Origin of the sequence: Massilia sp. GCM10023247 (genome assembly GCF_042653325.1) — a bacterium.
GTDB lineage: Bacteria > Pseudomonadota > Gammaproteobacteria > Burkholderiales > Burkholderiaceae_D > Telluria.
In genome coordinates this window covers 460,022-479,754 of the sequence record NZ_JBHSIB010000007.1, presented here as the reverse complement: position 1 = coordinate 479,754, position 19,733 = coordinate 460,022, and the positions used below count along the sequence as shown (strand labels likewise).

The following is a 19,733-nucleotide window of genomic DNA, read 5'->3' as shown; positions in this document are numbered from 1 at the left end:
AACCGGCAAGCGGAAACAAAAACGCCAACCGTGAAGGTTGGCGTTTTCGCTGAATCTTTGGTAGGCCGTGCGGGATTCGAACCTGCGACCAACGGATTAAAAGTCCGCTGCTCTACCAGCTGAGCTAACGACCCGAAGAAGGCAAGATTATAGCCGGACTCTTGCGAAACTCCAAGAACTTCGTGCGGCGACTGTGCACGAGCTCAGGTTTCGACCTGCTTGTCCTCCTCCTGCGCTTCGTGCATCGCCTGCGGTTCGAGCTTCTCGGCTTCGACGTTCATCCGCACGAACACGCCCCAGCTCGCCAGTAGCACGCCGGCCGCGATGCCGATCGAGGCCACATGCGGCAACAGCTCGGGCTGGGTATGCAGGAACTCGAAGACCCCGATCAGGCATTCCACGCCGAGCGACACCACGACCACGAGCATGAAGCGCGACAGGAAGCGGCGCAGCCGGGTGGGCGAACTCACATGCACTTCGCGCTGCACCTCTTCTTCGAGCACGGTCTGGCCCAGTTCGAGGGCGGCAACGGCAATCGTCAGGAAGCCCACGCACTCGAGGATCAGCCGGAAGCGCTGCTGCACCGACTGCTCGGCGGAAGGACCCAGCGCCGACCAGATTTCGATCGCGGCGAGCACGATGAGGGAAAAGCCACAGACGAAGAAGAGCAGGGCAATGAAGACGAAGCCCAAGGCGCCGATTTTTTGCAGGTATTTCACGAAGAGCCTCTGGTTCCAATGTGTGAGCACTTTAGCATCGTTATGCCGCCGCCCTGTTCCGTTACGCACCCGCTGCCTGGCGCGCGGGGTACTGCTTATCGGCAACCGGCATGATGCCGCGCAAACGCGATCCGCAGCGCTACTTGTATCGTGGCAACGCCTTCTTTTGCCGCCCTGGAGGCGGCGTCCCGAAACCTTGTGCGAGGAGCATTCTTGGGTATGCATACCGCGTCGGTAGACCAGCTGACCGCCGCGCTGGCGGAGTTTTCCAGCGCAAGCAGGCTGTACGAATTGACGGTCGGGGAAGGCGATGGCGAGCAGTGGTCGCAGGCCCTGCTGGTGGAAGCCTTCAGCGCAAGCGAGGCGCTGCACGAGATCGGCGCGCGCGATGTCATCGTCCTGTCGACCAGCGTGCGGATTACGCTTGCGGCGCTGCTGGGCCAGCCGGCCGCCTTGCACCTCAGCCTGGCCGACGGCACCCGCGCCTGTTTCGCGGGCGAGATCGGCGAAGCGGCCCAGCTCGGCAGCGATGGCGGCCTGGCGCGCTACCGCCTGCGCATCCTGCCCTGGATCTGGCGGCTGGGCCAGGTGCGCACCAGCCGGGTGTGGCAGGACAAAAGCGTGCCCGAGATCGTCGACGCCGTGTTCCAGGGCTATCGGCCGCAGGCCAGGTGGCGCTGGAGCCTCGAGACGGCCTCCTTCATGCAGGGCGCGCGCCCGCGCAGCTATTGTTGCCAGTGCCGCGAGTCGGACTTCGATTTCGTGTCCCGCCTGCTGGCCGAGGAAGGCCTGTCCTGGCGTGTCGAGCAGCTGGAGGATGGCCCTGGCGTCGTGCTGTTTGCCGACAGCACGGCGCCGGATGCCGTTCCCGACGATGCCACCAGCGCCGTCGGCGGGGCGGTCCGCTATCACCGCGCCGGCGCCAGCGAGCAGCAGGACGCGGTGCAGGCGCTCACGGCGCGCGAGGGCCTGCACGCCTCGCTCGTCAGCCTGCTCAGTAGCGACTACAAGGCGAAACAGGTGGTCGCGGGGAGCTCGCCTTCGCACTACCGCAACGCCAAGCTGCCGCTCCTCGAATCCTGCGACGCGCCGGGCCAGTACGCCCATGCGAGCCGCGCTGAAGCGCAGCGCTATGCGAACCTGCGCATGGAGGCACTCGAAGCGCGCCGCGCCCTGTGGCAGGGCCGCTCGACCGTGCGTACCCTGCGCGCCGGCACCCGGCTGACGGTCACGGACGCACCCTTGCAGGCATGCGGGGAGCGCGCCGCATTTGCGGTGCTGCGGGTGACCAGCGTCGGCGTCAACAACATGCCGCCCGCGGCGCGGCACGCCCTCGATGAGCTGTTCGGGCCGATTCCGGAACTGCTGGAAAAAACCGCCCATGGCCTGCATCCGGACGATTTCTCGCTGGTGGTCGCCCAGGCACGCGAAACGGGCTACGCCAACTGTTTCGAGGCGATCGCCGCCGAGACCCCGTGGCGCCCCGCGCGCCATGACGCGAAACCGACCGCGCACGGCGCCCAAAGCGCGATCGTGATCGGTGCCGGCGGCAGCGACCAGCCGAACGGCGCCGACGAGCTGTATTGCGACCGCCTGGGCCGGGTGCGCATCCGCTTTCACTGGCAGGACGGCGCCGGCGCCAGCTGCTGGGTGCGCGTAGCGCAGCGCCTGGCCGGCGGCGGCATGGGCGCCCAGTTCCTGCCGCGCATCGGCCAGGAAGTGCTGGTGCAGTTCCTGGAGAACGACATCGACCGGCCGCTCGTCGTCGGCGCCCTGTACAACGGCCAGGGAGAGGGGGGCATTGCGCCGACGCCGGGTGGACGCGCCGCCACGCGCGACGACGCCGATCCCTTCGCCTCGGCTAACGATCACGCGCCCTCCGCGCAAGGCAATCTCGCCGGCGGCAACAGTCCGGTGTGGCACGGCGCTTCGTGCGGCAGCGCCGGCCACCGCAACGGCGCCGCGCAGTGGGGCCTGCGCAGCAAGGAATTCGGCGGCGCCGGCTACAACCAGCTGCTGTTCGACGACACCGATGGCCAGGGACGCATCCAGCTGCGCTGCACCCATGCCGCCAGCGAGCTGAACCTGGGCCACCTGATCCACGCCGCCGACAACTACCGCGGCAGTTTCCGCGGCCTGGGCGCGGAATTGCGCACCGACGCCTACGGCGCCCTGCGCGCCGGCGCCGGCTTGCTGGTGTCGAGCTACAACATCCAGCACAGCGCTGCCGCGCGCGACCCGGCCGGCGAGGCGGCAGGCCTTGTCTCCATGCTGGGCCAGGCGGCCAAGCTGGCCGACACCTTCAGTACGGCCGCGCAGACCCACCAGGCGGTGGCGCTCGCCGGGCACCTCGGCGCGGCCAAAGCCGGCAGCAGCCTGCTCGACGAGCAGGCCGCGCCACTCAAGGCCCTGTTGCGCAGCGCCTCCTGCATGGTCGGCAGCGACAGCCTGGATGCGGCCAAAGCCGATGCGGCGGCCAGGAACACCGGCGCCGGCGACGCCAAGCTCCCGCACCTCGCCGATCCACTGATCGTCATCGCCGCCAGGGACGGCTTTGGCGCCAATGCCGGGCAGAGCCTGCAACTGGCGAACGGCGAAACCGTGAGCCTGATGAGCGGGCAGGATACCCAGTTCGTCACCAGCGGGCAGATGCGGGTGCACGCCGGGCAGGCGATCGGTGTGCTCGGCGGGGCAGTGAAGGCGGGCGAGGGCGGCCTGGGCTTGCAGTTGATCGCAGCGAAGGACGCGATCGATGTTCAGGCGCAGGCGGACGAACTGAAAGTGCAGGCGCGCGACGAGATCAACGTGATCAGCGCGAATGCGCATGTCGATTGGGCGGCGGCGAAGCGGATCAGTCTATCGACGGCGGGCGGGGCGAATATCACGATCGAGGGCGGGAATATTACGGTGCAGTGTCCGGGGAAGATCAAGGTGCATGCGGGGAAGAAGAGTTTTGTGGGGCCGGACAAGATGACATATGAGTTGCCTGCTTTGCCGGGCAGCGTCTGCATCGAATGCCTCAGGAAGTCCCTGGAGGCTGGTCCTGCATTCACGATGGTGGAATGACATGCTGATTGATCCTTTTTCTAATAGCTGGATAGAAGAGCTGGATGCGCGTGCAGCTAGCCTTGATCGATCAGATCGGTTATTCCTTTTCGTCGACGGTGCCTTCGTTCCCAACCTGCACAAGTGGTTGCCGGCAGATCGCAAGGCGCTTCTGTTTGCCCTACTCCCGGGTTGCAGCGAGACTGCCGAGGCCGCGTCACCGTTCCTGACTCCATATGAACGGGATAACAAACAGCTGAAAACCCTGTTGCAGCGTTGCGACCGTTGGCCGATGCTGAGTGCGATTACGACATCGGAGCCGCTCGGCCAGCTTGCCGAAAGGTTGGCCGCTTGGTGTGTCATCGGGGCCGACGACCAGCGCTTCAATCTCAGGTTTCCGGATACGCGCCGCCTGCCTGCCATTTTCGGGGTGTTAACTGCGCAGCAGCGTGCCGCGTTCGCTGGATCAATGAAGCGTTGGTCGTACATGGGGCGGGACGGCCGTTGGAATGAACTTCCGGTGACCGCCACCAGTAGCGACGGCGAAGCCACTCCCATTCTGAATCAGCCTCAGTTTGCATCCCTCGTCGACGACAGCAGGGCTGATGAACTTCTGGTGCTTCTGCGTGATCGTGGACACGACGTCTTTCGATTGCCGTCGCGAAGTCACTCGCTCCTCTCAATCGCTCTCCGTGCCGCATGCGCAACGCAGCTGGACAACGGCGACATCCTCCCGTGGTGCGCATGGTTCTGGAAGCAGGACAAGTTACACGACGATAGCGTGGCGGCAGAACTGCTGCAGAGTTGGCAAAACAAATCTTCCTGAAGGAGGCAACAATGCATGAAACGCGCTTGAGGCGGCCCTTGACGATGCTTCTGACTTGGGTAATGACAATCTCTCTTCTGTCAGCCTGCGAAAAAAAAACAGTCGACGTGAATCTGCATGGGGTGAATTACAGTGGGGACACGTTCACTTACGTTGTTTCCGACCCCGCAAAAACGGAAGAGGGCAGCGGCGGTGAGCTGATCGACCCCTTCGGCGCCGGCGGTATGACTTGCTGTGTGACCCTTCCCAAAGTATGGCGTCCGGGGATCAAGCTCAAGGTCCGCGCGACACACTGGCTGAAGGAACGCCCCGACGGCAGCCTCCCGGAAATCAAAGGCGAGCATATCGTCGACGTGCCAGCGTACGTTGATGGCAAGCCTGGCGACTTGTGGGTACTGCGCGAAGCCGATGGCAAGGTGAGCGTTGTCTCGAGCGATTTTCAGCCGAACCATCCGAAATGGCCAGGGAAGGTAAAGGGGTGGCCGGTTCCATCACCGGAATACCAGCATGAGCGCTGGGAGATACTCCGAAGGCACCAGCAAAAGTACGTTGATTTATATTTGGAATTCTTGGATGAACTGGGAAGAGCGCCGAAGAGCCGATCGCAAAAAGCTTGGGCATATGCGATGGAACATGAACCAGAAACATTGCGTAATTTTTCTGGTTTTGCGGATCCACGCTATCTGGCCTACTTGAAGGGTAGATATGAACTCGGTCTGGCGGAAAGTCGTGCAGAGCTATCGAAAGTCATGGAGATCAAACCATGAGCGCACATCTGGCTTCACGACTCGGAGACGAATACGTACAGGCAACGACATTTGATCGTTTTTTTGACGGCGAAAATCGAGAAACGATCCAGGCATTTGAAAAACGCGAGCAGCCACCAATTGGAAAGCCTGGCGAATCATGCAAAACCAACCTTTTCTTCGGGTTCTTCTTTGATGGCACCAAGAACAACTATATTAAGGCGAACGCTTCGCACAATCATTCCAATGTAGCGAGATTGTACGACTGTTATCCCGGTAAAAGCGTTCCCGGGGTTCTGCCGGCGGATACCGACTGGCAGCACAACCCGTCGAGGTACATGCATTTCTTCAAGGTTTACGTTCCTGGCGTCTCGTCTCCTTTCAAGGAAGTAGGCGATAGCGGCGAAGGACTAGACGACATTACGGGCGCAGCAGCAGGCCGACGAGGTGAGCATAGAATCATTTGGGCGTTGGCGCAGGCGATGAATAACGTGCATCGCTATTTCTTCAACGCGCCCTTGATTTCGCAAGCAGAAGTAGACGAGCTGATCAAACACGTCTACTTAAATAAACATGCGCGCTCGATGATGGTCGGGCGACTGCCGACCTCCAGCGCCGGTCCGAGAGAAGGCGAGAGCAAGGCAGGAGTAAACGGTGCAGCGAGAACGTACTTCGAGAAAATTGTTCGCAAGCTGCACGCGGCAGTGTCTAAACATTGGCCTGACAAGCGTACCGGCAAACCCGCCAAGATCGATCCTGCTGTCGTGAGAACGATCTACGTGTCCGTGTTCGGATTTTCGCGCGGCGCGACTCAGGCTAGGGCGTTCACGAACTGGTTTCTATCGCTTTGCGAACTGGACGCCCAATTGTGCGGGAGGGTGGGCAGCAGAACACTCGGCGGTTTCGAAGTGCAGTTTGACTTCCTGGGTGTCTACGACACTGTCGCATCGGTCGGTTTAGGCAATACGCTGGGGGGCTTTAGGGGGCATGGAGCCTGGGCCGACAGCGAAGACAGCCTGCGCATCCAACCAGGGGTCAAATGCCTCCACTTGGTCGCCGCACACGAACTGCGGCGCAGCTTTCCTCTGGACTCGATTTCGGTGCGTGGCGCTCTTCCTGACGGCGGACAGGAGATAGTGGTTCCCGGCGTTCATTCGGATGTGGGCTGTGGCTACTGCCCGAACGAGCAGGGCCGAGGAACCGACCCTAACGGAGACGACATGCTTTCGCGAATACCGCTCTTAATGATGTACAAAGCGGCTCGTCTCAGTGGTGTGCCCCTGAAGCTGGAATTAGCCAGCTCGAAAGCGCAAAAAAGGTTTGCACTCAAGGCCGAGACCATTACTGCTTTCAATGCCTACATTGCAGGGTGCGAGCAAAAACAAGGTCCGATACATCTCATTATGCGCGAGCAGGCACGCAAGCAGATGGAGTGGCGTATTTATCGACGTGTCACCGGCAAGCACGCAATCCAACACAGTGCGAGCTTTCTCCGGGCTTCCAATTTCGATAAGAACGACCTATTTAGTGCGGCGCAAGAATTCGAAGAGGAAATCGCCAAATTTCTTAGTTGGAAGACGGCAAGGGGGGCTGGCAAGGTTGCGACCAGCCAGAAGGCTGGATTTGGCAATAATCACGAGGCGGAGTGGACGGAAATAGCCACTTGGTGGGGCACGGTTCCTCTACCCGACTCCGCCGTGATCCATTTCTTCGATAACTTTGTTCATGATTCTCGCGCCTGGTTTAAATTGTTTCCAGGGAACCCTGACAACGAGCAGAAGGCGCTTGATCAACTGAAGAGTTGGCTCGATCTTCGTAAACTCGGTCAGGCGAACCTTAGCTCGCCCATGTTAATGGGGAGGGCTGACTATAAAACGGTGCCGGATCGGCTAAGTCCGGCTCAACGGGCCGCTGCTGATGAGTACGCGCAAACTAGCAAGATACCCCGAATGACCACTGCGGGCCGAGAGCCGTGGGAATCTAGCTTCGGGTGGCTGGCCGGCGCCGGCTATTTGCGATATAGGAAAATTTTCGGTGGTGACGACTCGCACTTGCTTTCTTGATGGCGCAGAAAAGCGAAGCTGCGGAGCGGCGCCAAATTATGGTGACTGGACGACTGGTGCGATATGTGCATCCGCCAAAACAAAAAAGGCGCCATGATCACTCATGACGCCTTCATTGCTACAACCAAATTCGTGGTAGGCCGTGCGGGATTCGAACCTGCGACCAACGGATTAAAAGTCCGCTGCTCTACCAGCTGAGCTAACGACCCGAAAGAGGCAGCATTATAGCCGGCGATTCGGGTTTGCGCTAGTGCCAACGTGAAGCAAGATCAAGAAGCCGACAGCGCCGCCGTCACCTTCAGCACCTCGTCGGCCGTGGTCACGCCCTCGGCGACCTTCAGCGCGCCGGCGATGCGCAGCGGCTTCATGCCATCTAGGACGCTTTGCTGGCGCAGGGCGGCCAGGTCGGCGGAGGCGCCGATCAGGGCCGTGAACGCTTCCGTCACCGTCAGCAATTCGTAGAGTCCGGTGCGGCCGCGGTAGCCGGTCTGGCGGCATTCGGGGCAGCCGATCGGGCGGTAAATGGTGGCGGGCTTCGGCAGGTTCCAGGTGCCGCCCAGGCTGTTCCACACGTCGTCGCTCAGCTCGCCGCCGGGCGCCTTGCAGTCCGGGCACAGGGTGCGCACCAGGCGCTGGGCCATCACGCCGATGATCGTCGCTTCCAGCAGGTAGTCGGGCACGCCCAGTTCGAGCAGGCGCATGATGGCCGCGGGGGCGTCGTTGGTGTGCAGGGTCGACAGCACCAGGTGCCCGGTGAGGGCGGCCTGGATCGCCATCTCGGCCGTGGCGAGGTCTCGGATTTCGCCGACCATGATGATGTCGGGGTCTTGCCGCATCAGGGCGCGCACGCCGTCGGCGAAGGACAGGTCGATGCCCGGCTGCACCTGCATCTGGTTGAACGAGGCCTCGACCATCTCGATCGGGTCTTCCACCGTGCAGACATTGACTTCGTTGGTGGCGAGGGCCTTGAGGGTCGTGTACAGCGTCGTGGTCTTGCCCGAGCCGGTCGGGCCGGTCACCAGGATGATGCCGTGCGGCTTGTTCGTCAGCGCATCCCAGCGCTGCGCATCCTCGGGCGGGAAGCCCAGCTCGGGCAGCGTCTTGACCACGACTTCCGGGTCGAAAATGCGCATGACGAGTTTTTCGCCGAAAGCGGTCGGCATCGTCGACAGCCGCAATTCCACTTCCTGGCCGCCGTGAGTGCGGGTCTTGATGCGGCCGTCCTGGGGGCGGCGCTTTTCGATGACGTCCATCCGCCCCAGCAGCTTGATGCGCGCGGTCATGGCCAGCATGACGGCCGCCGGCACCTGGTACACCTGGTGCAGCACGCCGTCGATGCGGAAGCGGATGACGGCGAATTCACGTTTCGGCTCGAGGTGGATGTCCGAGGCACGCTGCTCGAAGGCATAGCCCCACAGCCAGTCGACGATGTTGACGATGTGCTGGTCGTTGGCATCGAACTGTTTATTTGCCTTGCCGAGTTCGACCAGTTGCTCGAAGTTGTTGCGCAGGGCCGCGTCCTGGGCGTTGGTCTTGCTGGCGTCGCGGATCGATTTCGCCAGGCTGAAGAACTGGGAAATGTACTGCGCGATGTCGAGCGGGTTGGCCAGCACCAGTTCGATGCGGCGGCGCGACACCTTGGCGATCTCGCCTTCCCAGTCCGTCGCGAACGGATCGCTGGTGGCGACCGTCAGCGTCGTGGCGCTGATCTCGAGCGGCAGGATGTTGAAGCGCGCCGCGTAGCTGGCCGACATCACGTCCGCGACCCGGGTGAAATCGATTTTCAAGGGATCGATCCGGACAAAAGGCAGCGCGACCTTCGCCGCGCACCATTCGCTGAGGATGTCGAGCGTCAGCAGGCGGTGCGGCGGCTGGTTTGACACCAGCTTGCACTGCGCCACGGCCGTCAACGGATGCATCGAGCCGACCGCGTTCTTGAGGATGCCCTGGGCCTGGGAGAAATGCGCCTTGACCTTGTCCTTGCCGACGATACCGTCGGCCAGCAGCCACGAAAAAATGGTTTGCAGGTCGAGGCGGCCCGGGCGCGCAGCGCGGGGGAGGGGAGGCGGCTGGGCTGCGTTGTCGTTCACTGTTCCCTCCTCGATGCGATCATGCTTTTCAAGGCGCTGCGCCCAGCGAAGCCTCGATGCCCTTGACCCAGGATTTCGCCGGCAGCCTGGTCGCCGCGACAATCTGCGCCGCGCGCGCGGCGAGGGCGGTCACATCGAGTGCGGGCCGGGTCTTGAAGCACAGGGCGACGACGTTCCCGTCATGCACTTCCGGCAGGCAGATCACCTGCGCAAAGGCGAAGCGCATGGCCTTGATGTTCTTGTTGTAGCTCGGGTGATCGCCGAACAGGTTGACCGTCATGATGCCGTTATCGGTGAGGCAGTCGTTGCAGGCGCTGTAGAACTCGGGCGTGTCGAGCACCGGGCCGCGCGCGGTGGCGTCGTACAGGTCGCATTGCAGCACGTCGAAGGCGCCGTGGTTGGCGGGGTCGTGGACGAAGTCGAGCGCGTCCATCTCAAGCACGCTCAGGCGCTCGTCCTGCGGCGGCAGCTTGAACATGGTGTTGCAGATCGCGATCACCGAGGGGTTGAGTTCGACGGCGGTCACCCGCGCGTCGGGAAACTGGCGGTAGCAGAATTTGGTCAGCGTGGCCGACCCGAGGCCGAGCTGGGCGATGTTGCGCGGCGCTTCGTTGAACAGCATCCAGGCCATCATCTGCTGCGCGTATTCCAGTTCCGGCCAGTCGGGCTTGCGGATGCGCATGGCGCCCTGCACCCATTCGGTGCCGAAGTGAAGGTAGCGCACGCCGTTCTGTTCGGACAGGGTCACGGGAGCGAATTTGGGCTTGCGGGCGGGACGGCGCGAGGATTCGGCTTGTTCGATGGATTTGCGTTTGATGAGCATAGGGCGACCTGGTGGAATCGTCCTATTATCGAGGCAGGGGTTCCCGCTGCGCAAGCGCAACGGGAATGGGTCGGCATGGAGAAGGAGGGGGGAATCCCCACGCCGATGGCAGAAACTTAATACTGATCCGGCTCGACCGACACGCGCAGGCGCACGCGGTTGCCCGGATCGCGCTGCATGAAGGCGGTGTGGTTCTGGCCGCGGTATTCGTAGGTCACGTCGTAGCCGATGGTGCGCGTATCGTAGGCGTCGACGGTGCGGCACTGGCGCACGGCCTGTTCCTGCACGCCGTTGTTGTACTGGCGGCCATTGTTCTCGACGCGGTCGCCGACCATGGCGCCGGCGATCGCGCCGGCCGCGGTGGCCGCCACCTTGCCGTTACCGCCGCCGACCTGGCTGCCGAGCAGGGCGCCGGCGATGCCGCCGACGATCGAGCCGCCGGCGCCGCGCTGCTGCTGCACCGGCACCTGCACGTATTCGGTGCGGCATTCCTGGCGCGGCTGGACGATCTGCTCGACGCGCGGCTCGACGCGCACCACGCGTCCATAGTCTTCGAATTGCGCTGCCTGGGCCAGCGGCAGGGCGCACAGCCCCAGGACGGAAATCAGTAATCGGGATTGCATGGTCATGATGGGCCTCGTCGTCGGTACCAGGTTGGGTGGAGCCACCTCCACCCATGTATGTTAATCCCCTTGCGACCGTCTGGTCAGTCCGTGTGGCAACAAAATGTAACAGCCGCACAAGAAAAGGATGAGCACGGTCCAAAATGCAAAAAACACGGGAAAATGCGCGTTTTGCAATCGAAAAGCGGCGCTTTCTTTCAAAAATCCGGCGTTCAGGCACATTCGGGTTGCTTCGGCTTTGACAAAACGTTACCCTTACACAAATAAGGTTATTGGCGCGTGGAAACGATTAGGAGAACAGCGTTGGCGCCCGGGCGCGCATGGTGAACGGCCCCGGCGATTCGAACCACACACCAGATCAACTTGAGGGAAAAATGAGTTTGTTGACGAGAGTGCCGCCCAATCTTGTGCAGTCGATTCGCGCCTACCGGGTGCCGGAACTGCTGGAAGAAGCGGTACGCATGGGTCACCATTTCCTGTACGCGCATTGCGCCAACACGCTGACCAAGCAGCAGGTATGCGCCCGTATCGGTGAAAACTTTTATTTTCCTAAACCCTGCAGCAAGAATTTCGACGCCTTGCGCACCTGCCTGACCGAGACCATTTCCGGGGCCGGTGCCCAGCCGGGCTTCCTTGTGGTGCTGGAACAACTGCCGAATACCCAAAAATTCGACAAGGAAGCACGCGAGACCCTGCTCGACGTCTTCCGCGACGCGGCCGAATACTGGGCCGAAAAGAAAGTGCCGTTCCGCGTCTTCTATTCCTTCGAATAGGCTGGCCCAGGCGCCGGCAGCGGGCCCCGGATTGCGGGGCGAGCCTGGCCCCGCCGCATTTGGCGGGGGTCAATACGGTACAATGCGCACCATGAAAAACATCGTCATCCTCATCTCTGGCCGCGGCAGCAACATGGAAGCAGTCGTCCGCGCCGCGCAGGCAGAAGGGTGGACGGCCCGTATCGCAGCCGTGATCAGCAACCGGGCCGACGCCAAGGGCCTCGCCTTTGCCCAGGCCCAGGGCATCCCGACCGCGGTGGTGCCGAGCAAGGAATTCGCCAGCCGTGCCGCGTTCGACGCAGCGCTGCAGGCCGAGATCGACCGCTTCGCACCCGACCTTGTCGTGCTGGCCGGCTTCATGCGGATTCTCACCAGTCCCTTCGTGGAACATTATGCAGGCCGCATGCTCAACATCCATCCCTCGCTGCTGCCGGATTTTCCCGGCCTCGACACGCACCGCCAGGCGCTGGAAGCGGGCAGGCGGGAACATGGCGCGACGGTCCACTTCGTGACCGCCGAGCTCGATCACGGCCCGGTCGTGGCCCAGGCGCGCGTTCCCGTGCTGCCGGGCGACACCGAGGACACGCTGGCGGCGCGCGTGCTGGTCGAGGAACACAAGCTTTATCCCCATGCAGTACGCCTGTTCGTCGAGGACCGGCTGCACATCGACAAGGGCGCAGTGCGCGTGCTGGACTCCCGGCCCGCCGACGCCATCAGTACTTAATACAGTAGTTCATTCAAGGATTTTCATGAGATTGCCACCAGCGATACTCGGCAGTACCGAAGAGGTATTGCGCGAGATCTTGCGCTTTACGGCCCCGGCCGACGTCACCCTGTCGCGTTACTTCAAGGATCACCAGCGCCTCGGTTCGCGTGAGCGCGGCGTCGTGGCCGAGGCGGTCTACGCCGTCCTGCGCAACAAGACCTTCTTCACCGATTTCGGCGGCACCGGCGGCACCCCGTCGATGCGCCGCCTCGCCCTGCTGGGCCTGGCGGAAACGGCCGGCATCGAGTCGCTCAGCGGCTTGAGCGAGGAAGAAACCGAATTCCTCACCCGCATCAAGGAAATCGACCGCAAGCTGCTGCCGCCGCTGGCGCAGGCGAACATGCCGCAGTGGCTGTACGACAAGCTCGTGGCCCAGTTCGGCGAAGCGGAGGCGAAGGAACTGGCGGCCGTGCTGAACACGCCAGCGCCGCTCGACCTGCGCGTCAACTCGATCAAGGCGAACCGCGACGACGTCATCGCGAAGCTGGCGGAAGCGCCGATCCTGGCCGAGCCGACCCCGTATTCGCCGCTTGGCCTGCGCGTCAAGAAAAAGCCGACGCTGCAGAACCTGCCGCTGTTCAAGGACGGCGCGATCGAAGTGCAGGACGAGGGCAGCCAGGTGCTGGCCCAGATCGTGGCCGCGCGCCGCGGCGAGATGGTGGTCGACTTCTGCGCCGGCGCCGGCGGCAAGACCCTGGCCTTGGGCGCGACCATGCGCAACACCGGCCGCCTGTACGCCTTCGACGTGTCGGAAAAGCGCCTGGGCAAGCTCAAGCCGCGCCTGGCCCGCAGCGGCCTATCGAACGTGCACCCGGTCCTGATCGCGCACGAACGCGATGCCAAGATCAAGCGCCTGGCCGGCAAGATCGACCGCGTGCTGGTCGATGCCCCGTGCTCGGGCCTGGGGACGCTGCGCAGGAATCCCGACGTCAAATGGCGCCAGCCGCAAAGCGCCGTGGCCGAGATGCAGGAAAAGCAGGCGTCGATCCTGGACGGCGCGGCGCGCCTGCTCAAGGGCGGCGGCCGCCTCGTGTACGCCACCTGCTCGCTGCTGAACGAAGAAAACGACTTTATCGTCGAGCAATTCCTCGCCTCGCACCCGGATTTCGAGCTGGTGCCGATGAGCAAAGTCCTGGCCGAGCAGAAGATCGAGCTCGACATGGACCAGTACCTGAAACTCTTGCCGCACAAGCACGGCACCGACGGCTTCTTCGCCGCCGTGCTCGAGCGCAAGGCGATGAAGGCGAAGGCGCCAAAGGCCGACGAAGCCGCCGCGCCTGCTGCAGAAGCCTAATCGAGGAGCGCCGCCAAGATGCCGTTGACCGACCTGTTGCAGGACTTGATCGAGGACATCAGCAATCCCCGTATCCTGTGGCAGGTAGGGGCCATCCTGGCGGCGGTCGCGGTCGGCCTGCTGGCGGCGCGCTTCATCCGGCGCAGCTGGCTGCACGAAGACGACTCGCAAAACGCGATCCGCCGCATCGGCGTGGAGGGTTTCGGCCGGGTGCTGGGGCCGCTCCTGATCACGGCCGGCATCTGGCTGGCGGAAATCCTGCTGGCCCCGCACCAGAACGTCAACCTGCTGCGGGTCGCCTTGCCGGTGTTCGGGTCGATGGCCCTGATCCGCATCGTGTTCTACCTGTTGCGGCGGGTGTTCGCGCGCCACGGCCAGATCGGCACGACGCTGCAGACCTTCGAGAAGATCCTGGCATTGGTGGTCTGGGCCGGCGTTGCCCTGTATCTCCTGGGCATGTGGCCCGATATTATTCATTTCCTCGATAGTAAATATATTCCGCTTGGCAAGCACAAGGCCACGCTGCTCGCGATCCTGCAGGGCGGGGCCTCGGTGGTGGTGCTGGTGATGCTGGCCCTGTGGCTGGGCGCCTCGATCGAGGAGCGCCTGATGGGCCTGCAGGGGCTGCATACCTCCTCGCGCGTGGTGCTGGCGCGCGTGGCGCGCGCGCTGCTGATCCTGGTGTCGGTGCTGGTCAGCCTGAACCTGGTCGGGCTCGATCTGACGGTGCTGTCGGTCTTTGGCGGCGCGCTCGGCGTCGGCCTCGGCCTGGGCATGCAGCGCATCGCCAGCAACTATGTGTCCGGCTTCCTGATCCTGCTCGAGCGCAGCCTGTCGATCGGCGACCCGATCACGGTCGACAAGTACTCGGGGCGCGTCGTGCGCATCAATACCCGCACCACGGTGTTGCAGGCGCTCGACGGCACGCAAACCCTGCTGCCGAACGAGATGCTGATCACCGGCGTCGTGCTGAACCAGTCGGCCACCAGCAAGGCGGTGCGCCTGTCGACCCGCATCACGGTGGCCTACGACAGCAACCTCGACGAGGTGATGGCGCTGCTGGTGCGCCAGGCCGACAACGTCGGGCGTGTCGTCGCGGAGCCGGCCCCTTCGGTGCAGCTGAATGCCTTCGGCCCGGCCGGCTACGAGCTGGAACTGGGCTTTTCCATCGTCGACGCGGAAAAGGGCAGCGGCAGCGTGATTTCTGCCGTGAACAAGAATATCTATGGGCTGGTGCATTCCGGTGCCATCCGCCTCGGTTTGCCGCAGCAACTGCCCAGTATGCCGGCTGCATAAACTTGCCCAGCAGGCGCTTATTCACTGCTGGGGCAAGTTCTTGGTGCACATCTGGCATCGATCAGGCGCACAGTACACATTCCGCTACAATTTAGCTGGCTCCATCGTGCCGCGTGTCATTGGAAGTGCGTAGAATGTAGGGTTGACGGCAGGTTCTGTCCGAATCGCCCCTTACGACCTTCTCCCAGAAAAGACGGCGTGCTGAAACAAGCAATTATTTTGGAGCCTTAATGAGCTTTAGCAACACCCTGCATTCCGTACTGGAATTCATGAATACCGGCCTCATCGACCTTTCCGGTTGGGGAGTCGTGGCCTACACCCTGATCGTCACGCACATCACGATCGCCAGCGTCACCATCTACCTGCACCGCCACCAGGCGCACCGCGCGCTGGAGCTGCACGCGATCCCGAGTCACTTCTTCCGTTTCTGGTTGTGGCTGACGACGGCCCAGGTCACCAAGGAATGGGCGGCCATCCACCGCAAGCACCACGCCAAATGCGATACCGAGGAAGATCCGCACAGCCCGGTCACCCGCGGCATCAAGAAAGTGCTGCTGGAAGGCGCCGAGCTGTATCGCGCCGAGAGCAAGAACAAGGAAACCCTGGCCAAGTACGGCCACGGCACCCCGGACGACTGGCTCGAGCGCAATCTGTACACCCCGCACAGCCTGTGGGGCGTGATCGCGCTCCTGTTCATTAACTTCACGCTGTTCGGCGTCATCGGCATCACCATCTGGGCAGTCCAGATGATGTGGATCCCGATCACCGCGGCCGGCATCATCAATGGCCTGGGCCACTACTGGGGCTACCGCAATTACGATTGCGCCGATGCGGCCACCAACATCTTCCCGTTCGGCATCCTGATCGGTGGCGAGGAACTGCACAACAACCACCACACCCACGCAACCTCGGCCAAGCTGTCGAGCAAGTGGTACGAAATCGACCTCGGCTGGGGCTATATCCGTGCCCTGGAAATGCTGGGCCTGGCCAAAGTAAAAAAGGTCGCGCCGGAGCCGAAGTTCGCCAAGGACAAGACCGTGGCCGACCATGACACCCTGCAATCGGTGATCACGAATCGCTACGATGTGATGGCCAAGTATGCCAAGTCGGTCAAGCGCGCCTTCCACGAAGAGCTCGAGCACCTCAAGCACAAGGCCGAACTGGAAAAGCCTTTCCTGAAGTCCTCGCGCAAGCTGCTGCAGCGCGAGCCGGCCAAGCTGGAAGTGTCGCAAAAGGCCCAGCTGGTCCAGCTCTTCGAGCACAGCAAGGCGCTGGAAACGATGCACCAGATGCGCGTGGAACTGGGCGCGATCTGGGAGCGCTCGCATGCCACGCGCGACCAGCTGCTGCATCAGCTGCAGGACTGGTGCGCCCGCGCCGAAGCCTCCGGCATCAAGTCGCTGCAGGAATTCTCGCTGCGCCTGCGCAGCTACGCATAAGCGCCTGCGGGTGCAACAACAAACGGCTCCCGCGGGAGCCGTTTTTTCATGGGGACGTCAGATCTTTTTCAGGTGGGCGATGCGCTGCCGGGTCAGCTGCGCCTGGACCGCCGCCAGCGCGGCCGGCGCGCGCGCGGCGGCCAGATACGCGCCCCAGGCATCGCGGTAGGCCAGCCACAGGCGCCCGGTGCTGCGCACGTCCTCGCGCGTGACGGTCGAATCGCCGATCCGCTCCGGCTGGTCCGCGCTTTCCGAGGGCCTGGCCAGCACCGCGCGGTATCGCTCGTTCAGTTCGCGATCGAGCGCGGCCAGTTGCGCAGCGCTGGTGCGCGCCAGCTTGCCGCTCGCCGCGTTCAGCACGGTGTCCAGGAATTCCTGCTCGCGCCGCCCGACATGGCGCGTCGCGCGCCCGGCGCTGGCGGTGCCGCTCCGGTCGACCTCGTCGGCCGATTTTTCCGCAAACGCCGCGGCGGCCGCGCGCAGCCGGGCGAAGGGCGCGCGCGCAGCCGGCGGCAGGGAAGCGGCGAAGCGGTCGAGGCGTGCCTCGCGGATGCGGTCGTCCCGGCGTTCGCCGATGGCGGCGCACACCGCGCCCATGCGTCCGCTCGTGATGTGGTCGCACAGGTCGAAGGGCTGGTCGTCGAGGGCGACGGCGCCGGAGGCCAGATGGGCGACGCGTCCCTCCATTTCCGCCTTGGCCGTATCCAGCCGGCAGGCGTAATGGATGGCGCGGTCGATATCGCGCGGCGCGCCATAGCCGTTGGCGTGCAACATCATGAGGACGGCGTCGTCGCCGCTTGCCAGGGCGCAGGCGCGCACCTGGCGCCATTCGGCCGGCGAGGTCACGGCCTGGTCGCGTTTCAGGTAATACTGTTCGGTGGCGTCGCAAGTTGGCGCGGCCGGCGCCGGCGGCGCGCGTGGCGTCTCGAGGTGCGCCACCCGCATGCACTGGCGATGCCAGTCTTCCTCGCTGCCGAAGTCGACGCCGAAGCCGGTGGTATTCGGATAGGGCGGCGTGTCCGGGCCGGCGGCGTGCGCGCCCAGGGCACAGGCAAGCAGCACGGCGAGGCCGGCGCGGCGGAAGGCGGGGGTGCGGCGGGGCATGGTGACGAGTCGTGTCGGAGTCGGAACCCCATCACTATACCGGCGCAATCTTGCAAAAAATGCTCAGATTGTCACCGAAGATGCATAAAACAAAAAAGCCGCACACTTGCGTGGGCGGCTTTTCCTGTACGGCACCAGGACCAATTACTTGATCTTGGTTTCCTTGTACGGAACGTGCTTGCGTGCTTTCGGGTCGAACTTGATGATTTCCATCTTCGCCGGCATCGTGCGCTTGTTCTTGGTGGTGGTGTAGAAGTGACCAGTACCTGCAGTCGATTCCAGCTTGATTTTGTCGCGGCCAGTTTTTGCCATGATAGCTCCTAATTAGACTTTTTCGCCACGAGCGCGCATGTCGGCCAGAACGGCGTCGATGCCCAGCTTGTCGATGACGCGCAGGCCGGCGTTGGACAAACGCAGCGAGACCCAGCGGTTTTCGGATTCGACGAAAATGCGACGGTTCTGCAGGTTAGGCAGGAAACGGCGTTTCGTTTTGTTGTTTGCGTGGGAGACGTTGTTGCCAACCATCGGTCCCTTGCCAGTAACTTGGCAGACACGTGCCATAGCGCACTCCTTAAGATATATCCGGAATCGGAAAAACGAGAGTATAGCGTGAAAACCATCGCGGAATCAATCACTTGCGAAAAACAATTGTGTCTTGCGCTACTCCATAAATTTAACAATTGTAAAATCCGGGCTAGGGCCTTGTTTTGACGCGGTTAACTGGACAGGTCGGCTAGAGTTGGCCGTGCTCGGCGAACGAGTGGACCTGTGTCCCCGCCACCACAAAATGGTCGAGCACGCGCACGTCGATCAGGGCCAGGGCCTTGACCAGCGCCTGCGTGAGCGACAGGTCCGCCTCGCTCGGCTGGGCCATGCCGGACGGGTGGTTATGTGCCAGCATCACGCCCGAGGCATTGCGCCGCAAGGCGGCCAGCACGACTTCGCGCGGGTAGACGCTGGTGTGGGTGAGGGTGCCCCTGAACATTTCCTGGGCGTCGATCAGGCGGTTCTTGACGTCGACGAACAGCACCACGAAGGACTCATAGGCTTGCAGGCCGAACTTGCCGCGCAAATAGGTCTTGACGACGTCGGGCGAGCACAGCGCGTGGCGGAAAAACTCCTCGGAGATCGCGCGGCGCGACAGTTCCATCACCGCCTGCAACTGCGCGTACTTGGCCAGGCCCAGGCCGTTCACCTGCGAAAATTCCTGTGGCGTCGCGTGCAGCAGGCGCTGCAGCGAGCCGAAGTGGTCCAGCATGTGGCGCCCGAGTTCGACCGCGCTGCAGCCGCGCACGCCCACGCGCAGGAAAATCGCCAGCAGTTCGGCGTTCGACAGCGCCGCCGCGCCTTCGCGCGCCAGCCGTTCGCGCGGCCGGTCCTGCTCCGGCCAGTCGTTGATGCCCATGGTGCTCCCGATGTCAAGGCGCACGGGCCCGTGGGCGCGTGCCGGACTTGGCATTATCGGCAGGCGGGCCTGGCGCGTACTGATCGATCCGAAACGCGCGCTTCGTGGAGCCTGCTCAGGCGGCCGGGCCGCCCTGCTCGAAGCGCACCGCCTCGGTCGTGCCGGCCCTGCGGCGCACGACGACCGTTCCGGCCAGCTTGTCGTGCCATCCCTGCTTGCGGCGGTCCACGCCGACCCAGATGAAGCCGAGGAAGAACACCAGCATCGACAGGTAATAGCCGGCGTAGCGGATGATGAATTGCCGCATGCTCGGTTTGCCGCCCGTGCGGGCGTCGACGATGCGGGCGCCGATGGCCATCTTGCCGGGCGTCGTACTCATCTTGCACCAGAGGACAATGACGAGGATGGCCGGGACGACATACGAGAGGAGCAGGTCGGCCGGCCCCTGGATATACCCCTCATAGGCCCAGTAGCTGCGGCCATAGATGGCCATCAGCGGCGGGACGAGCAGGATGCCCAACAGCACCGTATCGATGAGGGAGGCCCAGACGCGCACCCAAAAACCTGCATAGACCAGTTCCGATTCCTGTTTCACGGTTCGCTTTCTCGCTGTTGGGTTTTAAAAAAAACAATGCGGGCTAAGATGGCTTTTTGCTGTAGGGAATGCAATCGCCAGTTCGTGGCCGCGGACACAGGCTACTGCACATATGCGACAACCGGC

At 63.1% G+C, this 19,733-nt stretch carries 18 protein-coding genes and 2 tRNA genes; 9 read left to right on the top strand and 11 right to left on the bottom strand.

Features of this window, described 5'->3' with window-relative positions; genetic code table 11:
* Nucleotides 1-58 precede the first annotated feature (58 nt).
* Nucleotides 59-134, bottom strand: a tRNA-Lys gene (locus ACFPAH_RS05845).
* Nucleotides 135-203: 69 nt separating this feature from the next.
* A complete protein-coding gene (locus tag ACFPAH_RS05840; RefSeq protein WP_379742024.1) occupies nucleotides 204-719 on the bottom strand; it encodes a hypothetical protein in 516 nt (171 codons plus the stop codon).
* A gap of 219 nt (nucleotides 720-938) precedes the next feature.
* Here ACFPAH_RS05840 and ACFPAH_RS05835 point away from each other — a divergent pair, with 219 nt between their 5' ends.
* The 4 genes from ACFPAH_RS05835 to ACFPAH_RS05820 are packed head-to-tail and all read left to right on the top strand — an operon-like array spanning nucleotide 939 to nucleotide 7,399.
* On the top strand, nucleotides 939-3,785 hold the full coding sequence (locus ACFPAH_RS05835; protein WP_379742990.1) for a type VI secretion system Vgr family protein: 2,847 nt from the start codon (nucleotides 939-941) through the stop codon (nucleotides 3,783-3,785).
* Between the two features lies 1 nt (nucleotide 3,786).
* Nucleotides 3,787-4,590, top strand: a complete 804-nt coding sequence (locus tag ACFPAH_RS05830) for a DUF4123 domain-containing protein (RefSeq protein ID WP_379742021.1) — start codon at nucleotides 3,787-3,789, stop codon at nucleotides 4,588-4,590.
* An 11-nt stretch (nucleotides 4,591-4,601) separates the two neighbouring features.
* On the top strand, nucleotides 4,602-5,357 hold the full coding sequence (locus ACFPAH_RS05825; protein WP_379742018.1) for a DUF3304 domain-containing protein: 756 nt from the start codon (nucleotides 4,602-4,604) through the stop codon (nucleotides 5,355-5,357).
* Complete coding sequence (locus tag ACFPAH_RS05820; protein WP_379742015.1) at nucleotides 5,354-7,399, top strand: T6SS phospholipase effector Tle1-like catalytic domain-containing protein; 2,046 nt, start codon at nucleotides 5,354-5,356, stop codon at nucleotides 7,397-7,399. Before ACFPAH_RS05825 ends, ACFPAH_RS05820 begins: the two co-directional genes overlap by 4 nt.
* Before the next feature lie 133 nt (nucleotides 7,400-7,532).
* On the opposite strand, the gene ACFPAH_RS05815 is transcribed toward ACFPAH_RS05820, so the two are convergent.
* From ACFPAH_RS05815 to ACFPAH_RS05800, 4 genes are all read right to left on the bottom strand, one after another.
* Nucleotides 7,533-7,608: transfer RNA gene (locus tag ACFPAH_RS05815), tRNA-Lys, on the bottom strand.
* A 60-nt stretch (nucleotides 7,609-7,668) separates the two neighbouring features.
* The gene (locus tag ACFPAH_RS05810; RefSeq protein ID WP_379742987.1) at nucleotides 7,669-9,318 is read right to left on the bottom strand and encodes a GspE/PulE family protein; all 1,650 of its coding nucleotides are present in this window, start codon (nucleotides 9,316-9,318) and stop codon (nucleotides 7,669-7,671) included.
* A 199-nt stretch (nucleotides 9,319-9,517) separates the two neighbouring features.
* A complete protein-coding gene (locus ACFPAH_RS05805; RefSeq protein WP_379742012.1) occupies nucleotides 9,518-10,312 on the bottom strand; it encodes a spermidine synthase in 795 nt (264 codons plus the stop codon).
* A 116-nt stretch (nucleotides 10,313-10,428) separates the two neighbouring features.
* On the bottom strand, nucleotides 10,429-10,941 hold the full coding sequence (locus tag ACFPAH_RS05800) for a glycine zipper 2TM domain-containing protein (RefSeq protein ID WP_379742009.1): 513 nt from the start codon (nucleotides 10,939-10,941) through the stop codon (nucleotides 10,429-10,431).
* Nucleotides 10,942-11,309: 368 nt separating this feature from the next.
* Between ACFPAH_RS05800 and ACFPAH_RS05795 the strand changes: the two genes are divergently transcribed.
* The 5 genes from ACFPAH_RS05795 (at nucleotide 11,310) to ACFPAH_RS05775 (ending at nucleotide 16,503) form a co-directional block, all read left to right on the top strand.
* Nucleotides 11,310-11,708, top strand: coding sequence for a barstar family protein (locus tag ACFPAH_RS05795; protein WP_379742984.1), 399 nt, complete (start codon nucleotides 11,310-11,312; stop codon nucleotides 11,706-11,708).
* A 91-nt stretch (nucleotides 11,709-11,799) separates the two neighbouring features.
* Nucleotides 11,800-12,432, top strand: coding sequence for a phosphoribosylglycinamide formyltransferase (gene purN, locus ACFPAH_RS05790; protein ID WP_379742006.1), 633 nt, complete (start codon nucleotides 11,800-11,802; stop codon nucleotides 12,430-12,432).
* Between the two features lie 25 nt (nucleotides 12,433-12,457).
* The gene (locus ACFPAH_RS05785; RefSeq protein ID WP_379742003.1) at nucleotides 12,458-13,768 is read left to right on the top strand and encodes an RsmB/NOP family class I SAM-dependent RNA methyltransferase; all 1,311 of its coding nucleotides are present in this window, start codon (nucleotides 12,458-12,460) and stop codon (nucleotides 13,766-13,768) included.
* An 18-nt stretch (nucleotides 13,769-13,786) separates the two neighbouring features.
* Nucleotides 13,787-15,064: a mechanosensitive ion channel family protein gene (locus tag ACFPAH_RS05780; protein WP_379742000.1), complete on the top strand. Its 1,278-nt coding sequence runs from the start codon at nucleotides 13,787-13,789 to the stop codon at nucleotides 15,062-15,064.
* Nucleotides 15,065-15,294: 230 nt separating this feature from the next.
* Nucleotides 15,295-16,503, top strand: coding sequence for a fatty acid desaturase (locus ACFPAH_RS05775; protein WP_379741997.1), 1,209 nt, complete (start codon nucleotides 15,295-15,297; stop codon nucleotides 16,501-16,503).
* 57 nt (nucleotides 16,504-16,560) lie between these two features.
* Here the strand turns inward: ACFPAH_RS05775 and ACFPAH_RS05770 are convergent, their stop codons facing one another.
* The 5 genes from ACFPAH_RS05770 to ACFPAH_RS05750 all read right to left on the bottom strand — a co-directional run bounded on the left by ACFPAH_RS05770 (nucleotide 16,561) and on the right by ACFPAH_RS05750 (nucleotide 19,607).
* Nucleotides 16,561-17,607, bottom strand: a complete 1,047-nt coding sequence (locus ACFPAH_RS05770; RefSeq protein ID WP_379741994.1) for a lysozyme inhibitor LprI family protein — start codon at nucleotides 17,605-17,607, stop codon at nucleotides 16,561-16,563.
* Between the two features lie 144 nt (nucleotides 17,608-17,751).
* Nucleotides 17,752-17,922 carry a 50S ribosomal protein L33 gene (gene rpmG / locus ACFPAH_RS05765; RefSeq protein ID WP_182991897.1) on the bottom strand — a complete coding sequence of 57 codons (171 nt, stop codon included), beginning with the start codon at nucleotides 17,920-17,922 and terminating at the stop codon, nucleotides 17,752-17,754.
* Between the two features lie 9 nt (nucleotides 17,923-17,931).
* Complete coding sequence (rpmB, locus tag ACFPAH_RS05760; protein ID WP_312548065.1) at nucleotides 17,932-18,168, bottom strand: 50S ribosomal protein L28; 237 nt, start codon at nucleotides 18,166-18,168, stop codon at nucleotides 17,932-17,934.
* Nucleotides 18,169-18,340: 172 nt separating this feature from the next.
* Nucleotides 18,341-19,012 (bottom strand): RadC family protein, encoded by a 672-nt coding sequence (gene radC, locus ACFPAH_RS05755; RefSeq protein ID WP_379741991.1) that lies wholly within the window; start codon nucleotides 19,010-19,012, stop codon nucleotides 18,341-18,343.
* A gap of 115 nt (nucleotides 19,013-19,127) precedes the next feature.
* Nucleotides 19,128-19,607 carry an RDD family protein gene (locus ACFPAH_RS05750; protein ID WP_379741988.1) on the bottom strand — a complete coding sequence of 160 codons (480 nt, stop codon included), beginning with the start codon at nucleotides 19,605-19,607 and terminating at the stop codon, nucleotides 19,128-19,130.
* Nucleotides 19,608-19,733 lie beyond the last annotated feature (126 nt).